An 18,076-nucleotide genomic window follows, 5' to 3' on the forward strand; every position below is an offset into this window, starting at 1 on the left:
CCGTCATTTCCATCCGAGGAGACGCCATGAATCAGAACAAGCCTGAAACCCGATTCCCGGAGCTGACCGCGGACGAATTGCGGTGGGTCTGCACCCCGGACATCATCCCGTTTGAGACAAGCGATGAGGCCACTCCCTGTGAAGAGATCATCGGCCAGGAGCGGGCCCTCAAGGCCATCCGGACCGGTCTCGATATCAAGAGTTTGGGTTACAACATCTTCATCACCGGGCTGGTCGGAACGGGGAGAACAACAACCATCAAGGGTCTCCTGGAAAAGCTCCGCACCAAGGGGGATATCCCCGACGACATCCTCTATGTCAATAATTTCAGAAACCCCGACGAGCCGCGCCTGATCACCCTTCCGGCCGGACAAGGCCGATCCTTCGGGCAGGCCCTGGACCGCTTGATCGACATGCTCAAGGCCAACATCCCGGAGCTTCTCAAGAGCAAGTATTACTCCGAACGGCGCGACATGATCGTCGAGGGCCAGCAGAAAAAACAGAAAGACATTCTTCAGGCCTTCGAAGACGAAGTGTCCGCCGAGGGATTCAACGTGATTCAGGTGCAGGTGGGTCTGTTCACAAGGCCCGACCTCATTCCGGTCATCGAGGGCGAGCCGACACCCTTCCCGAAGCTCGAGGCCATGGTCAAGGAGAAGAAATTCGAAAAGGCCGCTCTCGACTCTCTCAAGGAGAAATATGGAAAACTGACGGTCAAACTCGAGGAGGTTTTCGTCAAACTCCGCGAGATCGATGAAGAAACCCGGGCCCTCCTGAAAAATTGGGATGAGGAATCCATCACGCCCCTGATCAAGGGCAGCGTCGATGAAATCCGAACCCGTTTCCCGGTGCCCAAGATCGAGGAATATCTGTCCGAGGTGGAGCAGAATCTCATCCAAACGATCGAGCTCTTCAAGCCGCAGAAAAAAGAAAAAGACGACATGAATCCGGAACCCCGGGATGAATTTTTGGCCTTCCGGGCCAATCTTCTGGTCGACAATTCCGAACTCGACGGCGCCCCCGTGATCATGGAGAACAATCCGACCTACCTCAACCTGTTCGGATCCATCGAATTCGCTTACAGCCGGTTCGGCATCGGCCAGACGGATTTCACCCGGATCAAGGCCGGCTCTTTTCTCAAGGCCAACGGCGGGTATCTCATCGTCAACGCGCTCGACGCCCTTGTCGAACCCGGGGTCTGGACAACCATGAAGAGAACTCTCCGAACCCAGTTGTTCGAAATCCAGAACTACCTGTCCATGTATCTGATTTCGACCTCGCGTCTCAAGCCGGAATCCGTGCCCTGCAACGTCAAGGTGGTGATGATCGGCGACGCCCGCCTCTACAACCTTCTTTATTTCCTGGACGAGGATTTCAAGAAAATCTTCAAGATGAAGGCCGAGTTCGATTCCGAAACCCCCCGCGACGAAAAAACCGTCCACAACTATGTGCGCTTTGTGAAGAAAATCTGCCGGGAGGACAATCTTCTGGCCTTCAGCCGGGACGGCCTGGCGGCACTCGTCGAATATGCAACCCGGATCGCCGGCCGTCAGAAAAAGATGTCCACGCGCTTTCACGTCATTGCCGACGTCATCCGCGAATCCAGCTACTGGGCGTCTCAGGAAGGCAAAACCCTCGTCGGAAGCGACGACGTCGAGCGGGCCGTCCGGGAGCGCTTCGAGCGCGTCAGCCTGATCGAGGACAAGATCCAGGAGATGATCGAGGAAGGCACGATTCTCATCGACACGGAGGGTACCGTCGTCGGGCAGGTCAACGGGCTGTCCGTCTACGACATGGGCCAATTCATGTTCGGGAAACCGACGCGGATCACGGCCCGGACTTCCGTGGGCCGGGCCGGGGTCATCAACATCGAGCGGGAAGCCGACCTCAGCGGAAGCACTCACAACAAGGGTGTTCTCATTCTTTCGGGTTATCTCCGGGGAAAATTCGCCGCCGACAAACCCTTTGCCCTGTCGGCCTCTTTGGCTTTCGAGCAGTCTTATGCCGGTGTCGACGGCGACAGCGCCTCATCGACGGAGGCGTATGCCATCCTGTCCAGTCTGTCGGGATTGCCTCTCCGCCAGGACATCGCCGTGACCGGTTCCCTGAACCAGAAGGGCGAGATTCAGCCCATCGGGGGCATCAACGAAAAGATCGAAGGGTTCTTCGACGTCTGCCGGGCCAAGGGTCTGACGGGAAGCCAGGGTGTTCTCATCCCTCCCCAGAACATCCGCAATCTCATGCTCCGCCGGGATGTCGTGGCAGCCGTGGCCGAAGGAAAGTTCCACATTTACCCGGTCAAAACCATCGATGAGGGCATCGAGATCCTTTCCGGCGTTCCGGCGGGCGCCCGCATTGAGGACGGGCGATTCGAGGAAGGAACGGTCAACCGGCTCGTCGACGAGGAGCTCAAGAGGCTGGCCCGCTCCTGGAAGGATTTTTCCGCCGCCGCACCGTCCGACAAGCCGAAAGACGCTTAACGATTGAGCTGCTTTTTGAGTTCGCGTGTGAGGAGAGGGACGACTTCGAACAGGTCGCCGACGATGCCGTAAGTCGCGATCTGGAAAATGGGCGCGTCGGGATCCTTGTTGACGGCGATGATGACGTCGGAGGTCTTCATTCCGGCCTGGTGCTGGACGGAACCTGAAATCCCGCAAGCGACATAAATCTTGGGCCGGACGGTCCGTCCGGTCTGCCCGACCTGATGTTTATAGGGAATCCAGCCGGCATCGACGGCCGCCCGGGAAGCGCCCACGGCGGCTTTGAGAACATCGGCAAGTTCCCGGAGGACGGCGAAGTTTTCAGCGCTTCCCATCGCCCGGCCCCCGGAAACGATGATTTCGGCATCGGGGAGATTGACGGTCTCTTCTCCCTTGATGAACTCCACGATCCGGGTCCGGACCTCCTCTTCGGTCATTTGAAGGGTTTCCGTAATGATGTCTCCCGTCCGGGACGGGTCCCGGGGAGGCAGAGCGAAGACTTTGGGCCGGACCGTGGCCATCTGAGGCCGGTATTGAGGATAGTCGAGAATCGTGGCCATAATATTTCCGCCGAAGGCCGGGCGGGTCTGTTTGAGGAATTTCGTTTCGGGATCGATGGACAGTCCGGTACAGTCCGCCGTCAATCCCGCTTCCAGAGTCGTGGCCACGGCCCCTGCGAAATCCCGGCCCTGGACCGTGGCTCCGAAAAGAACGATTTCAGGTTTGTATTTCCGGATCAACTCGACGGCCGCCCGGGCATAGGGATCCGTGCGGTATTGTGTGAGCAGGGGGCTTTCCATGACATAGACGGCTTCGGCGCCATGGGCGACCGCCTCGGCCGCATATCCCGGCGCGGCCCCGGCATCCGCGAACAGCATGCCGCACAGCCGGCAGCCCAGGTCGTCGGCCAGTTTCCGTCCTTCGCCCAAAAGCTCGAATGAAACGGCGGAAACCCGGCCTTCTTCGTGTTCAATGAAGACCCAGACATCCTTGTAGGCCGACATATCGGCGGCGGCGGCTTTCTCCTCCTTTTCGAGAACGATGGCCCCGACCGGGCAGACGTCGACGCAGGCACCGCAGAAGGTGCAGGCGTCGTCGACCTCGGCGATTCCGTCTTTCATGCTCAGGGCTCCGAAGGGACATGTCGGGATGCAGGCTTCGCAACCGGTGCAGCTTTCGGCGTCGATTTTCAATTCGGCCATGGGTTTCTCCTCATCCTCACTTGACGAATTTCGTGTCCATCAGCCTGTCGACAAGGGCGGAGACCGCCTCCTGCGGATCGCCCTTGAGCATCTCTCCGCCCCGGCTCCGGGCCTCCGGCGTGAAAATCTTCGACACCCAGGTCGGCGAACCCTTGAGTCCGATCCGATTTTCGTCGGCGCCGATATCCCCGGCCGTCAACACGGGGATTTCGGTCCGAGCCGCTCTTTTTATGCCCATGAGCGAAGGCGGGCGCGGCTTGTTGATGTCCTTGACGACGGTCAGCAGGGCCGGAAGGGAGGATTCCACAATTTCCCGGCCGTGCTCGAGCAGGCGTTCGACCCGGATGGTCTTTTTTTCGGGGTCGAGTTCTGCGACTTTCGAGACATATGTGAGTTGCGGGATGCCCAGGCGGGTCGCGATTCCCGGACCGACTTGAGCGGTATCCCCGTCGATGGCCTGCTTGCCGCAGAGAATGAGGTCGGCGCCGCCGATATGCTCGATCGTCCGGGCCAGGGCGTAAGCCGTGGCCAGCGTGTCGGCGCCGGCAAAGGCCCTGTCCGAAACCAGGTGGACCTTGTCCGCACCGACGGCCAGGGCGCTTTTCAGAACCTCGACGGCCTGGGGCGGCCCCATGCTGACGACATGGACTTCGCCTCCATGCTTTTCCCGCAGGAGGAGCGCTTCTTCCAGAGCGTATTCATCGAAGGGATTCGTGATACTGGCCACCCCCTCCCGGATCAGGGTGTTGGTCTCTGGATTGATCTTGACATCGGCGGTATCCGGAACCTGCTTGATGCAAACGGCGATTCTCAATGGGTCCTCCCTTCATGAATTGCGGTTTCTGTATATCACCAGCTTTCCAGTCTCGTCAAGGTTTTACGGGGAATCCGGCAACGGCCGGTTAGGTTCGTTTTTTGCGGGAGGCGGCGTTTTTTTTCGGGCGGCTCTCCTGCGCGTCGAGACCGGCGACCTTCCTGAGCCGGGCCGTCTCCCCTTCTGTCAGAAAACGCCAGTCCCCGGATTTCAATCCCTTCGCGGTCAGCCCGGCAAAATGCGTCCGCTTCAGTTCGCGGACCCGGCTCCCGACGGCCTCTATCATTTTTCGGACTTCTCGTTTGCGGCCCTCGTGGATTTCGAGAGCCAAGATACTCCGTCCGTCCGCCCTCCAGAGGATATCGGCCTTGGCCGGAGCCGTGCGCCGGCCTTCCAGGAATACGCCTTTTCTCAGCTTCGCCAGGCTTTCGTCCGTGGGCACATCGTCGACTTGTGCCACATAACGTTTTTTGACTTCGTAGCGCGGATGGGTCAGACGGAAGGCCAGTTCCCCATCGTTTGTGAGAAGCAGAACGCCCGTGCTGTCGGCATCCAGCCGGCCCACGGGAAAGACGCGGGTTTTCAATTGGGGAAGAAGATCCATGACCGTCCGCCGTCCCAGGGGGTCTTTAACGGTTGTGACAAAGCCTTTCGGTTTGTGAAGAAGCACGGTCACGCCGAGCTTTTCCCGGCTGACCGGCCGGCCGCCGACCTCCACCCTGTCCGTCTCTTCATCGATTTTGGTTCCCAGTTCCGTGACCACAAGGCCGTTAACCTTGACCTTTCCCTCGACGATCAACCGGTCGGCTTCCCGGCGGGAAGCCGCGCCGGCCATCGAGAGGTACTTATTTAAACGGACCGTCATCTCTTCAGACCCTAAAAATAGATGTTGAATCCTCCGGTTAGAGCCAGGTTGCCGAGCGTGAGTTTGCCCTCCTCCAAACCGAGTCCCACGCGGTGATAGCGGGCTTCCGCGGCAAGGGCGAATTTCCGGGCCAGCCGGATTTCCAGGCCGGCGCCGGCGTTAAATCCCGTCTTTTTTTCGGTTTCGACGCCGGGGATATGCGCCCAATAATACCCATATCCCAAAGTCAGATAGGGACTTAGGATGGGCATGGGAAGGAAAAATTTGGCACAAAGACCCAGATGACTGTAGTCCAATTTGCGGTTTTTCCACATTTCCGGAGTGATATCCTGAAAATCAAGATTGTGGGCCGCCTGGAGCCATTGAACTTCAAAGGCCAACGCCAGGACGTTCACACCGGCACGGGCGCCGTAGAGAAACGTCTGGTCCCGGTCAAAGGATATTCCGTCCAGCTTCGCTTTCTGGGACGAAACCCCTCCCTGAAGACCGAGATAGAATCCGGCCTCTGCCGGAAGCGACAGAACAGCCATAAAAGCGAGGGCGACAAAGATTCCGGACAATGTTCGTCTCATGCTTTCATCCCCTTTTTCGGCGGATCCGGAAGGATTCTCCAGGCCGGACGGGCCAAAACTTCCATCACTTTCATGTCGAAAAAAGACTGGGCGGGACAGGGCTGCAGAAGAAGCGCGGTGTCGGCTCCGGATTGCGTTCCCCCGATGGAGATGCAGGGGATGCCGTGCGGAACCCGTCCGGCATCCGCCGCCATGAGGGCGATTTCCACGGCGACTTTCGTTCCCTGGCCGAAAATGCGAAGTGTGTAGGCCATGATTTCATCGAGTTCGTACGTGCCCAGTTTCCGGCGCACGGCCCGCCCCACGCCGCCGAAGGCGTGCTGGCAGGTCAGGATTTCGGCGCCGGCGGCTTCAATCCGCTTTCGGTGTTTTTCTTCGAGCTCCTGGACATCGGGGCCCGAGAAGCCCGTGGAATGAGTGACCACAACGAGCTGATCGGCGGGAAAGTGCTCCAGCGCCTTGACGCCCGTTTTCCCCGAGGTCGTGGCGACGAGAACCCGGCCCACGCCGAGTTCTCCGGCGCACCGGGCCGCCCAGGCCAGCGTCCGGTCCGTGTTTTGCGGCCCCGGCGCATCGAAAGACAGGCAGGCGCTGATGCGCGCCGGGGATTCCGGAGTCTTTCTTTTGGCCATGGCGCCCTCCTCAGCGATCATTGTGCGGCCCCGGACAGGCAAAGTCAAGACGGGCTGAACTTTTTCCATTCCGGTTCGTATTGGGAAACATGGCCCGAATGCATATCACCGAATCCCTGGAGATGGCCGTATCGTCCATGCGCGCCAACAAAATGCGGACGTTCCTGACTCTCCTGGGCGTCATCATCGGCGTGCTGACCATCATCGCCGTCGTCTCCGTGATCCAGGGGCTCAACAACTACGTCTACACCAAGATGGCCTTCTATGGAGCGAATGATTTCTCCATCTCCAAATTCTCGATGATGAACATGTCCCTCAAGGACTTCACCGACCAGATGAAACGGCGCGACCTTACGCTCGAAGAAATGCGTTTTCTCCGGGAGTCCTGCCGGTCCTGCGAACTTGTGGGCGCCTCGACCGGCACCAGCCGCGAGGTGAAATTCCGCAACCGGTCCGTCCGCGACACCCAGGTCCGGGGCGTGACCTCCGTCGATCATCTCATCGGTTCGACCCTCGAACTCGAAAAAGGCCGCCATCTTCAGATCGAAGATGAGCGCCACTCCCGGATGGTCTGCATCATCGGGGCGGACGTCGAGGAAAATCTTTTTCAGGGCATCGATCCCGTGGGCCGCCGCATCAAGGTTGGAAACCGCGATTTCCAGGTCATCGGCGTCGGGACAAGGAAGGGAAAAATCCTGGGATTCAGCCAGGACAACTACGTCCGCATTCCGATCACGACGTTTTTAAAGATTTACGGCTCCCGCCGCTCTCTTGACATCAACATCCACACCGCCTCCCAGGAAAAGATGATCCAGGCCCAGGAGGAGGTGCGGACGCTCCTCCGCGCCTGGCGAAAGCGGACCTACAAGGATCCCGACGACTTTTCCTTCCAGACGTCGGAGACTTTCATTCAGATCTACAAGTCGGCGACGTCGGGCGTCTACTTCGCCATGATCGCCGTGGCCTCGATCGCTCTTCTCGTCGGCGGCATCGTCATTATGAACATCATGTTCGTCTCGGTGACGGAGAGAACCAAGGAGATCGGCATCCGGATGGCCGTCGGAGCCCGCCGTAAGGACATTCTTCTGCAGTTCCTGCTCGAATCGTCCATCATCGCCGCCGTCGGAGGCCTCATCGGCATCCTTCTGGGAATCGGCGTCGCCCGCATCGTCACCGCGGCAACGGCCATGCCCTCGCGCGTTGAACCCGTATCCATCATCCTGGCCATCGTCATGTCCTGGAGCGTCGGTCTGTTTTTTGGGATCTACCCGGCCAACAAGGCGGCCAAGCTCGATCCCGTGGAAGCCCTGAGGTCGGAACTGTGAGACTCCAGATCATCCGCGAGGTCTTCCGGATGGCCGTCGAATCCCTCCGGACCAACAAGATGCGTTCGCTCCTTACGGTCCTGGGCATCGTCATCGGCGTCATGACCGTGATCGGGATGGTTTCGGTCATCCAGGGACTCAACCGATCCTTCCTCCAGGAGCTGGCTTCGGCGGGGGCCGATCTGATTCTCGTCGGCAAATACGATCCCGTCCAGATGGGACAACGAAGCGAGGAAGAGCGTCGGCGCCGGGACCTGACCTTTGAAGACGCCATGGCCATCCAGGAGGAATGTCCCTCCGTGCGATCCGTTGCCGTTTCCATGACGGCGGATATTTTTCAGCCCATTCCCGTCAAGGCCGGCAACATTACCAGTGAAAACGCCATCATCATCGGCATGAACGAGAACTGGCCCACGGTCTACGCTCTCTATCTCCCCCAGGAAGGACGGTTTCTCACCGAATCCGAAATTACCCGCAGCGCCCGGAGCGCCATCCTGGGCTTCGAAACGGCCGAAACCCTCTTCCCTTTCACGAGCGCCGTCGGCCGGGAGATCCGGATCGGACCTGAAAATTTCACCGTCGTCGGCGTCCTTGAAAAGAGAGGCCAGATGTTCGGCCAGAGCCGTGACAATTTCGTCGGCATGCCCCTAACAACCTTGATGAAATATTTCCCGTACAATCCCGAAGGATTGGAGATCGCCGCCGTCCCCAGGAGGCCGGAGGAGCTGAACGCGGCCATCGAAGAAATCCGGAACCTTCTGAGACAGCGCCGCAAGGTCCGTTTCGGGCAGCCGGACGACTTCGCGGTCTTCACCCAGGACACCCTCGTCGATCTCTATAATCAGTTGACCGGCGCCGCCTACCTGGTCATGATCGTCATTTCTTCCATCGGACTTCTCGTCGGCGGCATCGGCGTCATGAACATCATGCTGGTTTCGGTCAAGGAGCGGACGCGAGAGATCGGGATCCGCAAGGCCATCGGGGCTCGGTCCGCCGACATCCTGAAACAATTTCTCATCGAAGCGATATTCCTGACCGGGATCGGAGGGATCATCGGGGTCGTCATCGGCTTCGGCCTGGCCATGCTCGTCCGGGCCGCGACGCCCCTTCCGGCCACGGTCTCCGCCTGGTCGGTCGTCGCGGGGCTCACAGTCTCGATCTCGATCGGGCTCTTCTTCGGGATCTTTCCCGCCCAGAAAGCCTCCCGGCTCGATCCCATCGAATCCCTCCGCTACGAATAAAGGAACTTCAGGAGTTCGGCGGCGGCGGCATCGAGGGCTTTTTCCAGGAAGCGGGCATCCTCGAGGACCAGTTCAACAAGAGAGGATCGTCCTCCTCCCTTGACGGGAACAACCGCGGCAACGGCCGGCACGGCCTTGCGCACATCAAGGCCGAGGGATTCCGGCGCGGCCAGCCAGAGCCGGGCGACGTCCCGTGAGGCCAAGCCGAGAACGGCGGCATGCCCTCCGCCGCGAATGATGTTCAAGGCCAGAGCGCGGACGGCCTCCGGCGACTTGTCGGAGAAGGCGGCTCGGACGACGGGGCCGTCAGACTCGGCACACATGTCGCGGGCCTCGAAGGCCGCCAAACCGTCTTCCAGCCGGCGCAGCGCCTTTTTCGCCTCTTTCGCCTCATCCAGGGCCTTGACGACACAGTCGGGCGCCTCGCTCTCCGAGGTCGAAAACAGTCCTGCCACACGGCGCAGGCCCCGGGTCTTCTCCGCATAGTCGCGAAGGGCCCGGAAGCCGCAGACAAACCGGAACCTGACGTTGCCCCGGATTTTCTCCCACCCCGGAATCTTGATCAGGCCGACCTCGCCCGTTCTGCGGCAGTGGGTTCCGCCGCAGGCCGAAAAGTCGAAGCCGTCGACCTCGACGATACGGAGCGTCCCCGACTTCTTCGGAGGCCGCCTCAACGGAACCCGATCGACGTCGTTTTCGTCGACCCAATATGTTTTGACATCCCGGTTTTCGAAAACGACCGCGTTGGCCCGATCCTCGACCCTATCCACGTCCTCATCGGAAACGGTTCCGATTCCGATTTCCAGCGTCGAGACGTCGTCGCCCATGTGGAAGGAGCGGGTCTCTCCGGACAGGATCTCGACGAATACCTGGGACAGGATGTGCTGCCCGGTGTGCTGCTGCATGCGCTCGAAGCGCGTCCGGCCGTCGATCTCTCCCCTCACGCGGGTCCCGTCGAGATCCTTGGCGAGAACATGGACGATTCGGCCGCTCTCGTCACGGACGTCCAGGACCTCGGTCCCGTTCAGCGTCCCCTTATCGGCGGGCTGCCCGCCTGATTCGGGATAAAAACAGGTTTCGGCGAGAACGACCGCGGGATGTTCGTCACGGACGGATTTTTCCACGACCTCGGCTTCGAATCCCGTTCGATAGGGATCTTCGAAATAAAGGCGGCGCGTCGTCCCGCTGATGTCACTTTCGATCATGAGATCACGATAAGCGATTTGGGCCTTTCTTTCAAGCGGCCGTCTTGACTTCGATTCGCCGTTTGCGGCATGATGGGCGTCCGCCGCGCCGCGGACCGAACGTTCAGCCGAGGAGAATCCCAAGCTCATGCCGCCCACAGCATCCGACACAACCCAAAAAACCGGACATGGAGATGGAGAGGGACATGCGCCGCGTGATAACGGCGATGACCGCCGGACACGATCCCTGCGCGAATACCCGGGACTCGTCTTTCGCGGTTTCTGCATGGGATCCGCCGACGTCGTGCCGGGCGTTTCCGGCGGAACCATGGCTTTTATCCTGGGCATCTATGAGGAATTGATCCAGTCCATCCGGGCCGTCGGACGGCCTCCGTTTCTGCGGGCGGCGCTCCGCCTGAACATCCGCGAGATGCTGAGGATCCTGAATTGGCCGTTCCTGGCCGCCGTGAGCCTCGGGATTGTTCTGGCCGTTCTGACCCTGGCCCGGGGATTGGAATGGCTCCTCGTCAACAAGCCCGTTTTGATTTGGAGTTTCTTTTTCGGCCTCGTCCTGGCCTCGATCGTCGTCGTCGGCAAACGGCTTCAAAAACGAACAGTCCCGCTGGCTGCGGCCATGATCGCCGGAGCGGCCGGCGCCTACGTGATCGTCGGTCTCGTCCCTGTTCAAACGCCCGAGACCTGGTGGTTTTTCTTTCTGAGCGGCGCCGTGGCCATCTGCGCCATGATCCTGCCGGGAATCTCCGGCGCCTTCATCCTCGTCCTGCTCGGCAAGTACCAGGCGGTCCTGAGCGCCGTCAACCAGCGCGACCTGCAGACGATCGCCCTGGTGGGCGCTGGGGCGGTCATCGGCATCGTATCGTTCGCCCAAATTCTCGGCTGGCTGTTCAAGCGATACCATGACGCGACCGTGGCCGTTTTGACGGGTTTGATGCTGGGCAGCCTGCGCAAGGTCTGGCCATGGAAACTCGACCTGGCCTTCGTCACCGACCGGCACGGCCAACTGGTTCCCTCGGTTCAGAAAAACATCCTGCCGGAGGCCTTCGTCGGCGGCGCCTTCAACATGGAGATCGTTGCCGCCCTCCTGCTGGCCCTGGCCGGCTGCGGCACCGTGCTCCTTCTCGATGCCTGGGCCAACCGCCTGAAAAAGTAAGCCTCTGCGCCGTTCACCCTCGCAAATCCCGCGCGTTGATTGACACCCCATTCGCCAAACGTGATCCTGGAGGCTTCCGTCTTGCGAAATCAGTCTTTCCAGGATGAAACGCCGGGGATTTCCGCACTCAGGATGCGGTATTCGCCGAGATCGTTGAGTTCAACGGCATAGATCCTGCCGAACCGCACGGCGTGGGGCGCGATCGGCGATCGGATGCGCGAGAGGAAGTCTCCTTCGGCGGACAGGACGTCGATGATCGCCCCGGGGGTTTTATCCAGTACCGATTTTGTCCGGACGAGGTACAATCTGTCCGTTTCGTCGCAGAGAAGATTCGAGTAAAGGGGCCGGGCATCCGGGAGTTTCAACATGCCGGGATGGTTGCGAAACGCGTGCTCGAAGTGCTTTTTTTCCTCGGCGCTTATGGGCACGGTCTTATCCGCGATCACGACGACTTGTACCTCTTCCCCCAAGTTGTTCATCATGATAATCCGGCTGTCATCGCTGCACCCGAAATAAAAGTGCGGACCCGAAGACGACAGGAAAACCCGGGGGGTATACTGGTGGATTGCACTGCCCATCACGCCGCCCCCGGAAGACAGGCCCTTCTCCATGCTTTCCTCGAGAAAACGGGCAACCGTTCTCACACTGTTGCCCCGGGCATCGATTTCGAAGACGGAATGAAAAGAACTCTTGTCATAGATCAATTCACGATAAACCAAAAATGTGTGTCCGCGGTAATCGACGAAGAAATCCGTCCATACCGGAGGGGGGAAACCGGATATGTTTCTTATCGGGATCCTATTGACATAGGCGCCCCGATCGTCGAACTTGACGATTTTCCGCGACTGGCTGTCGAAAACGTAAAGATCGTTACGGCGGGATAGAAAAAGGCGGCTCGGTTCCCGGAATTCGCCCGGCCCTTGCCCCCGGCCGCCGATTTCCGCCAGCAAGGTCCCCGAGGGCGATATCTTGATAACGCCGGCTCTCTTGGCATCGGCCAGGTAGATGTTTTCGTCTTGGTCAATCTTAAGATCCAGGATCCGCGCCAGGAGATGGGTTCGTCCCCATTCGTAATCGATGACAACATCGTTTTCGGTGAATTCAATATCCACGGTGCCGTGGAGAGGCTTCCAATCGTTTTCCTGTTGCGAAACGCAAGACCATGCCCCTAAAACAAGAAACATAACCGCGAAGGCGGGCTTGATTGTCTTCATTTTGATAAAAGCAGTGAGCGGCCTTTCGGCTGCTCACTACTTCTCTTCAATGAACGGCTAAACGGCTAGGGGGCATTCTATAGTCATCGACCCACCTGCCCATGAACAGGAAATGGTGCCGGCATCTTCATCTTTAGTGCACGTATGCTCAGGTCCCCAAGCCACGCACCCGTAGGTGATACCGTTTGAGCAGGTTATGGTCTCTGAACAAGCTTCTGAGCCAGCTGAATGATTTGGCACAAGCACAACAAACAACAGCAAGACACTTGCCCCCAGGACTCCGGAAAGAATCCTCTTTAACATCACAAAACCTCCCAGTTAAAATTTAAAGAAAAACGGCTTGAAGGCCGTATCTCCTTCCAAGACATGTCCGACTCCATACCGTGTCTTCAGCCCGCGATTGATGAAGATTCCCACGGCCGCCACATCATTTATGCCGAGCTTCAGCTTGATACTCTCACGGGGCATGCCCTGCCGGTCGAAACGGTAAATAACAGGCGGTATTTCGAGCTCACCCCCCACCGCATAATACGCCTCGGATTTTTCGTCGACATCAAAACCCCGACAATAATTGGCGGAGCGAATATGTCCCTCCGGGGATATTTGGCGTTCCGGAGTGTCATAGATATTCATGCAGACCGCTTCTTCCGTGATTCTCCTTATGACATCGAGGCCCAATTCGCGCAGGTCTTTTTGATAAATCTTTTTGCCTGAAGTCGTATGCCTAAAAATGACGGGGGGACTTACAAATGTTCCTATGAGATTCCCGTCGACGATAGAAAAGCTAGTTCTATTGAAAACGCGGAAAGCATAGATATTCAGGCAAGACAGAACATCTCCAAACTCGGCGACCTTTTTTCCGCTTGAATCAAAAACCGTTATCAATTTGTGCCGGTTGAAGTCATCTGAGATTTTCCGAAGGTTGACGAAGACCCGGCCTTGTTCAACGTCGAGGCAATCTATGATTTCCCTCGGGCGGCGCGATTCGATTCGCGAAACAAATTGCCCGTCCAACGTATACTTTTTTATCCATATCCCTCCGTCGACGATATAGAGATGGTCTCCGGATATTCTGATGGCCGTTGGATAATAGAGATCAGGGGCGTTTTTCCCGATGCTCCCGATTTGGGTTATGAAGGTCCCATCTTCCGTATACTTGAGGACGCGATGATTCTCTTTGTCCAGGACGTATACACAACGCTTGTGATCTGTATCCAAATATCTTCTCGCCGCAAAAGTGAAGCTTTGATTAGGCTTCGGATTTCGCTTATCAAACTCGAATAATAGGGTAATGGGAATCTCTCTTTCGGGGAGCGACTCGCTCCCGAATGCGGAACAGACCAGAAAGGCCAGAATAAACGGTATGAGGAGATTGTGAGGTCTCATGGAGCATTCCTTGTAAGAATTTTCTCGATGTCTTTAACGACATCTTTTTCCCCGGTACAATCCTCGCTGTAAAGCACATTCCTTTGTCGGTCCAGAACGACAGTGTATGGATCCAACTGTGCGCCGGGATCCAGAATCGCTCATGTCACCCCATACTCATAATTGCTGCCTTCAGGATGGTTAGAAGATAAATTCTAGAGGCCCGGTTGTCAATAGCCGTTCCAGCGTCTTCTCATTCAAGTCCGAAATCGACACGTGGTTCAAGCGGCGCACATCCCGGTCTTGTCCTTGAACATCTTCCAAGCCCACGCAGGGAAGCATGAAAGAAATAGTCTTTTTTCTCATGGATCGATGGAAAACTGATAAATGACATACTTTGTTGCATCCAGCCCGTGGATGATTGAGCACAGATAAAGACGGCGCTTGTCCTTTTGATAATACAATGGGGTAAACCTCTCCTCGGAATAAAACTGAGGAAGCGGCTGTTCATGCAACAGGTTTCCGGAATGGTCGTAGATCTGAATGTGGGGCGCAAAATAGAGCACACCGTCGATGTTTTTCTCCCTGTTGACATACAAGACACCCACGAAATCCTTATCCGCAAAGATGCCGCTGACAAAGGAATGCTTTGTCAGAATATCCCCAATGATATCAACTCCATCTTGAGGATTCAGCAACATTTCTCTTGTTTTCTTGTTCATGGCCAAAGCTCGGAAATTCTTCGGCTCCTTTCCGATGAAGTCGATTGTCTTTGACCTCAAGTTGATCTTTGCGATCCCGAGTCTCACATCGCTGACATAGAAAGCCGTATCTTCATAAATATCAATAAAGGCTATGGACGATATGCCTGAAACCGCTTCTTTTGTTCTTTCGTATTCTCGCGCCGACATGGCCCCAAAACGCTTCTCACGAGGCAGAATATATTTTGTCTTCTTGCCGCCGAAATCTCTCATAAACAGCACATGCCCTTCCCCCTTCGGTGAAACGATGTATCCATTGATTAAAACATTTTTCTTGTAAATCTTGATGTGGTCATTGATTTCCCAGGTAAGAAAATCGCTTATCTTTATAAACTCGTCATTCTTGATATTTTCAAACACATGGATTCGATGTTTGCCTGCATCCGCAACAGCCAAGTAAGGGCTTTGATAATCGAGAAAACCCAGGCCGCCGAATTCGTCAGGCCCGGGTCCCATTTTTCCCCAAGCCTTGATTAGCTTGCCCTCTTCATTGAACACCTTGATTTGATTGTTTTTATCTCTGATATCCGGAAAAAGAAGATTCCCGTCTTCCATAACCACAAAAAAGCCCGCAACAAACAAGGCCTGCTCATCGATGGAAATGGTTTTAATAAGTTTAACCTCCCAGGAAAAGCAGAGATTCACCGAAATCAAAAGCAAACCTATGAAAAACATTTTTCTCATTGTGATGATCTCTTTCTTAATGATGATCTCATGGGGAGGAGATCTTTTCAGTGTTCAGTTAGCGAAAACTATCGCACAGTTACTCTCATCGTCAACGCAATAATAGTCACCTCCCAAGTGTCTGTTGTTCAGATGCCACCAAGAAGTCTGAAGAAGATATTCTCCCTTAGTTGTTGTTCCATATACAGTACTTTGACCGGCATAGGCTTTTGTGCTGAAATTCAAAACGCTCATCACGATCCCGAAACCGATGAGAATCATGAGCAAGCACGAACAAACCTGTTTTTTCATGAAACACCTCCCTTTTTAAGTTTTGCCGACCTCCTCCCCAAGAGGGATGACATTTCCGATTCACAATCCTCATCGATCGATCATGCCCCTATCACACCGATTGATGCGAATTTAAGATAAGATCGAGAGGTCCGGGCGTCAAGACCCGGATAGAAAAAACAAGTTATTTCCATTTTTTTCCTATTATTTCCAATTTGCGCGACAAAAAAGGTGAGGCGTATTGACCCCTATTCGGCCCGCTCCCGAGTCTTCTCATTCAAATCCGAAATCGACACGTGGTTCAAGCGGCGAGTGTCGCGCTTTAGATGATAATCATGCCGGGCAGGAGTGTCGCCGGCCATAAGCTTCATCGAGGATGCAAAAGCGGGTTATTCCCCGCCGCTTCGGTGAGCCCATCACAGGAATGAGACACCAAGCAGGATGAGCGCCGCGGAAAAGACGACGGCCACGGCCGGAACAAGCAGCCTGTAGACATCCCGCCAATCGGCCCGGAAATAGTTGACGGTCAGGGCCAGACACAAGTGCGCGGGAGAGAGAAGGATGCCCGCGAAGCCGCTGACGAAGGCGAAAATCGCGGGAACGAGATCCATGCGGCTTTCGCCGAAGAGCGGGAGAAGAAGCGGGAAGGCGATAGCGACATAAGCCTGGTTCATGCCGGTCAAAAGCCCGACACTGAAAGGCGCGGCGAAGAGAAGAACATAAGCCGAGACACCGCCGGGCCGCAGCGTCCCGGCCAAGGCCTCCAGGGCGCCCGAAGATTCCAGAACTCCTTTGAACGCCATCAAGGCGAAAACGAGGAGGATGATTCTGGGGGACAGGCTTCGAAGCAGGGTTCGGGTCCGGTCCCGCATCGATTCCCGAGACAGGGCAAACGCCAAAAGCGAAGACGCACCGAGACCGGCCTCGATGCTCAGGCGGAAGACGAAGACCAGGACGATCGTGAGGAGGACGGGCCAAAGACTGAACAGGATGCGACGGATTTCAGGCCAGGGTTTTCCCCCGTTCTCCTCGGAAGACAGTGCAGGAACGCCGCGGAAGAGGATGACGAGGCCTGTCCCGGCCGCAAGGAGCGTGAACGGGAACTGGACGAGGCTCAAGGTCTTGATGGGAATCCGGGTGATCGTCGCGGTCATGAGCAGGCTGACATAGAGAGGCCAGCTGTACTCCCAGATGTGGCGGAACCAATAATTGAGAAACGTTTTCCAGGCCGGGGAAAGCCCCCACCGCTTCGCCGCCTCCTCCACGATGGGCGCGCCCATCATCGCCCCGGCCGGAACCGGAAGAAGACCCATGAAGGCCGAGGGTGCGGCGAGGGTCAAGCGGGGCTCACGCACCAGGTTTTTCAGGGCGTCGAGCATCACCCGGAAATGTCCGCCGTTCTGTAGGTAGGCGCCGATGTAAAGAACCAGCGCAACGATCGCGACAAGGACGAGCGTCTCGTGAGAGGACAGGACGCTCCAGAGAGAGACGGCGAATCCGGAAACGTCCATGCCGAAAAGAAGAGCGGTCAGCGCGGTATTCAAGGCCAGGACAAGGCCGAGATCGACCTTTTTCCGGAGCAGAACCAGGAAGACGGCGATCAGAAGCGCAACTTTAAGTAACGGGATCACGCTATTTCAACCCAAGCACGCGCCGGGTCGTGCGGAAGTGGGTCTTGGCATAGCACTCCAGGGAATCGGGACCATGGAGGCGGACAAGGCGCACGGCGGCCTCCTCGACGGCGGCCGATGCTCCCTTGGGCAGATCCATGCCGGCCTCGGCGGACAGCGCCTGGAGACGCCGGAGAAATTCGTCCCGGGCCAGGATGGAGGCGGCGGCCACGGCCGGATCCTCTTCCGCCCCGGTCCTTTGCTCGAGTTCGATCGTCCGCCCCTTGGCCATGAGTGCGTTCCTGACCAGCGAGGCGTCGCCGAACTGGTCGGTGACGGCCCGTCCGGCCGGAACATGCTCCAGAACGTTCTCGATGACCCGCGCGTGACCCCAGGCGAGAAGCCGGTTCAGATTCTTCATCTTGGCATAAAGTTGATTGTACTTCTCCGGTCCGATGGCCACGACCGCGTGCGGGTATCCGCGCCGCAGCACGGCGGCCGTCTCGCGGACGCGGTTGTCGGTCATCCTTTTGGAATCCCGCACCCCCATTTCGGCGAGAACGGCCTCCTGGCCTTCCGGAAGAAAAAACCCGGCGATGACAAGCGGTCCGAAATAATCGCCTTTGCCCGATTCGTCCGTTCCGATGCGGCCTGCCGCGGGCGATACGCTTGCGTCGTTCATGGGT

At 57.2% G+C, this 18,076-nt stretch carries 16 protein-coding genes; 4 read left to right on the forward strand and 12 right to left on the reverse strand.

All coding sequences use genetic code 11. The annotated features are described in order from the left end of the window. Positions 1-26 precede the first annotated feature (26 nt). Complete coding sequence (locus tag SCM96_12530) at positions 27-2,480, forward strand: AAA family ATPase (GenBank protein ID MDW7761444.1); 2,454 nt, start codon at positions 27-29, stop codon at positions 2,478-2,480. On the opposite strand, the gene SCM96_12535 is transcribed toward SCM96_12530, so the two are convergent. From SCM96_12535 to SCM96_12555, 5 genes are all read right to left on the reverse strand, one after another. Continuing rightward, positions 2,477-3,682 carry an electron transfer flavoprotein subunit alpha gene (locus SCM96_12535; protein MDW7761445.1) on the reverse strand — a complete coding sequence of 402 codons (1,206 nt, stop codon included), beginning with the start codon at positions 3,680-3,682 and terminating at the stop codon, positions 2,477-2,479. The genes SCM96_12530 and SCM96_12535 overlap by 4 nt on opposite strands. A gap of 16 nt (positions 3,683-3,698) precedes the next feature. Further along, on the reverse strand, positions 3,699-4,496 hold the full coding sequence (locus SCM96_12540) for an electron transfer flavoprotein subunit beta/FixA family protein (GenBank protein MDW7761446.1): 798 nt from the start codon (positions 4,494-4,496) through the stop codon (positions 3,699-3,701). Positions 4,497-4,584: 88 nt separating this feature from the next. Next, entirely contained in the window at positions 4,585-5,361 is a 777-nt protein-coding gene (locus tag SCM96_12545; GenBank protein ID MDW7761447.1) for a pseudouridine synthase, read from the reverse strand. Positions 5,362-5,372: 11 nt separating this feature from the next. Next, positions 5,373-5,933 carry a porin family protein gene (locus SCM96_12550; protein MDW7761448.1) on the reverse strand — a complete coding sequence of 187 codons (561 nt, stop codon included), beginning with the start codon at positions 5,931-5,933 and terminating at the stop codon, positions 5,373-5,375. After that, a complete protein-coding gene (locus SCM96_12555) occupies positions 5,930-6,565 on the reverse strand; it encodes a pyruvate kinase alpha/beta domain-containing protein (protein MDW7761449.1) in 636 nt (211 codons plus the stop codon). The genes SCM96_12550 and SCM96_12555 overlap by 4 nt, the downstream gene beginning before the upstream one ends. Before the next feature lie 89 nt (positions 6,566-6,654). On the opposite strand from SCM96_12555, the gene SCM96_12560 reads away from it, so the two are divergent. Beyond that, positions 6,655-7,890 (forward strand): ABC transporter permease, encoded by a 1,236-nt coding sequence (locus SCM96_12560; protein ID MDW7761450.1) that lies wholly within the window; start codon positions 6,655-6,657, stop codon positions 7,888-7,890. Continuing rightward, the gene (locus SCM96_12565; GenBank protein ID MDW7761451.1) at positions 7,887-9,131 is read left to right on the forward strand and encodes an ABC transporter permease; all 1,245 of its coding nucleotides are present in this window, start codon (positions 7,887-7,889) and stop codon (positions 9,129-9,131) included. The genes SCM96_12560 and SCM96_12565 overlap by 4 nt, the downstream gene beginning before the upstream one ends. On the opposite strand, the gene SCM96_12570 is transcribed toward SCM96_12565, so the two are convergent. Beyond that, entirely contained in the window at positions 9,122-10,465 is a 1,344-nt protein-coding gene (locus SCM96_12570) for an alanine--tRNA ligase-related protein (GenBank protein ID MDW7761452.1), read from the reverse strand. The genes SCM96_12565 and SCM96_12570 overlap by 10 nt on opposite strands. On the opposite strand from SCM96_12570, the gene SCM96_12575 reads away from it, so the two are divergent. After that, positions 10,464-11,486 (forward strand): DUF368 domain-containing protein, encoded by a 1,023-nt coding sequence (locus SCM96_12575; protein ID MDW7761453.1) that lies wholly within the window; start codon positions 10,464-10,466, stop codon positions 11,484-11,486. The two genes, SCM96_12570 and SCM96_12575, sit on opposite strands and share 2 nt — an antisense overlap. Before the next feature lie 89 nt (positions 11,487-11,575). Here the strand turns inward: SCM96_12575 and SCM96_12580 are convergent, their stop codons facing one another. The 6 genes from SCM96_12580 to rnhC form a co-directional block, all read right to left on the reverse strand. Continuing rightward, positions 11,576-12,598, reverse strand: coding sequence for a 6-bladed beta-propeller (locus SCM96_12580; protein ID MDW7761454.1), 1,023 nt, complete (start codon positions 12,596-12,598; stop codon positions 11,576-11,578). A 420-nt stretch (positions 12,599-13,018) separates the two neighbouring features. Then, entirely contained in the window at positions 13,019-14,086 is a 1,068-nt protein-coding gene (locus SCM96_12585; protein ID MDW7761455.1) for a 6-bladed beta-propeller, read from the reverse strand. A 341-nt stretch (positions 14,087-14,427) separates the two neighbouring features. Further along, positions 14,428-15,510: a hypothetical protein gene (locus SCM96_12590; GenBank protein MDW7761456.1), complete on the reverse strand. Its 1,083-nt coding sequence runs from the start codon at positions 15,508-15,510 to the stop codon at positions 14,428-14,430. A gap of 54 nt (positions 15,511-15,564) precedes the next feature. Further along, the gene (locus SCM96_12595; protein ID MDW7761457.1) at positions 15,565-15,801 is read right to left on the reverse strand and encodes a hypothetical protein; all 237 of its coding nucleotides are present in this window, start codon (positions 15,799-15,801) and stop codon (positions 15,565-15,567) included. A 395-nt stretch (positions 15,802-16,196) separates the two neighbouring features. Beyond that, positions 16,197-17,411, reverse strand: coding sequence for a DUF401 family protein (locus tag SCM96_12600; GenBank protein MDW7761458.1), 1,215 nt, complete (start codon positions 17,409-17,411; stop codon positions 16,197-16,199). A gap of 1 nt (position 17,412) precedes the next feature. Continuing rightward, positions 17,413-18,072: a ribonuclease HIII gene (gene rnhC / locus SCM96_12605; GenBank protein ID MDW7761459.1), complete on the reverse strand. Its 660-nt coding sequence runs from the start codon at positions 18,070-18,072 to the stop codon at positions 17,413-17,415. Positions 18,073-18,076 lie beyond the last annotated feature (4 nt).

The organism is Acidobacteriota bacterium, from assembly GCA_033549365.1.
In the GTDB taxonomy this organism is placed as follows: Bacteria; Acidobacteriota; Aminicenantia; order Aminicenantales; family Saccharicenantaceae; genus JAWSUF01.

What these genes read in the sequence shown, in the direction of transcription:
- SCM96_12595 (MDW7761457.1), bottom strand. Translation starts at nt 15,801, where the DNA reads ATGAAAAAACAGGTTTGTTCGTGCTTGCTCATGATTCTCATCGGTTTC.
- SCM96_12570 (MDW7761452.1), bottom strand. Translation starts at nt 10,465, where the DNA reads ATGAGCTTGGGATTCTCCTCGGCTGAACGTTCGGTCCGCGGCGCGGCG.
- SCM96_12530 (MDW7761444.1), top strand. Translation starts at nt 27, where the DNA reads ATGAATCAGAACAAGCCTGAAACCCGATTCCCGGAGCTGACCGCGGAC.
- SCM96_12555 (MDW7761449.1), bottom strand. Translation starts at nt 6,565, where the DNA reads ATGGCCAAAAGAAAGACTCCGGAATCCCCGGCGCGCATCAGCGCCTGC.
- SCM96_12550 (MDW7761448.1), bottom strand. Translation starts at nt 5,933, where the DNA reads ATGAGACGAACATTGTCCGGAATCTTTGTCGCCCTCGCTTTTATGGCT.
- SCM96_12560 (MDW7761450.1), top strand. Translation starts at nt 6,655, where the DNA reads ATGGCCCGAATGCATATCACCGAATCCCTGGAGATGGCCGTATCGTCC.
- SCM96_12575 (MDW7761453.1), top strand. Translation starts at nt 10,464, where the DNA reads ATGCCGCCCACAGCATCCGACACAACCCAAAAAACCGGACATGGAGAT.
- SCM96_12585 (MDW7761455.1), bottom strand. Translation starts at nt 14,086, where the DNA reads ATGAGACCTCACAATCTCCTCATACCGTTTATTCTGGCCTTTCTGGTC.
- SCM96_12590 (MDW7761456.1), bottom strand. Translation starts at nt 15,510, where the DNA reads ATGAGAAAAATGTTTTTCATAGGTTTGCTTTTGATTTCGGTGAATCTC.
- rnhC (MDW7761459.1), bottom strand. Translation starts at nt 18,072, where the DNA reads ATGAACGACGCAAGCGTATCGCCCGCGGCAGGCCGCATCGGAACGGAC.
- SCM96_12545 (MDW7761447.1), bottom strand. Translation starts at nt 5,361, where the DNA reads ATGACGGTCCGTTTAAATAAGTACCTCTCGATGGCCGGCGCGGCTTCC.
- SCM96_12535 (MDW7761445.1), bottom strand. Translation starts at nt 3,682, where the DNA reads ATGGCCGAATTGAAAATCGACGCCGAAAGCTGCACCGGTTGCGAAGCC.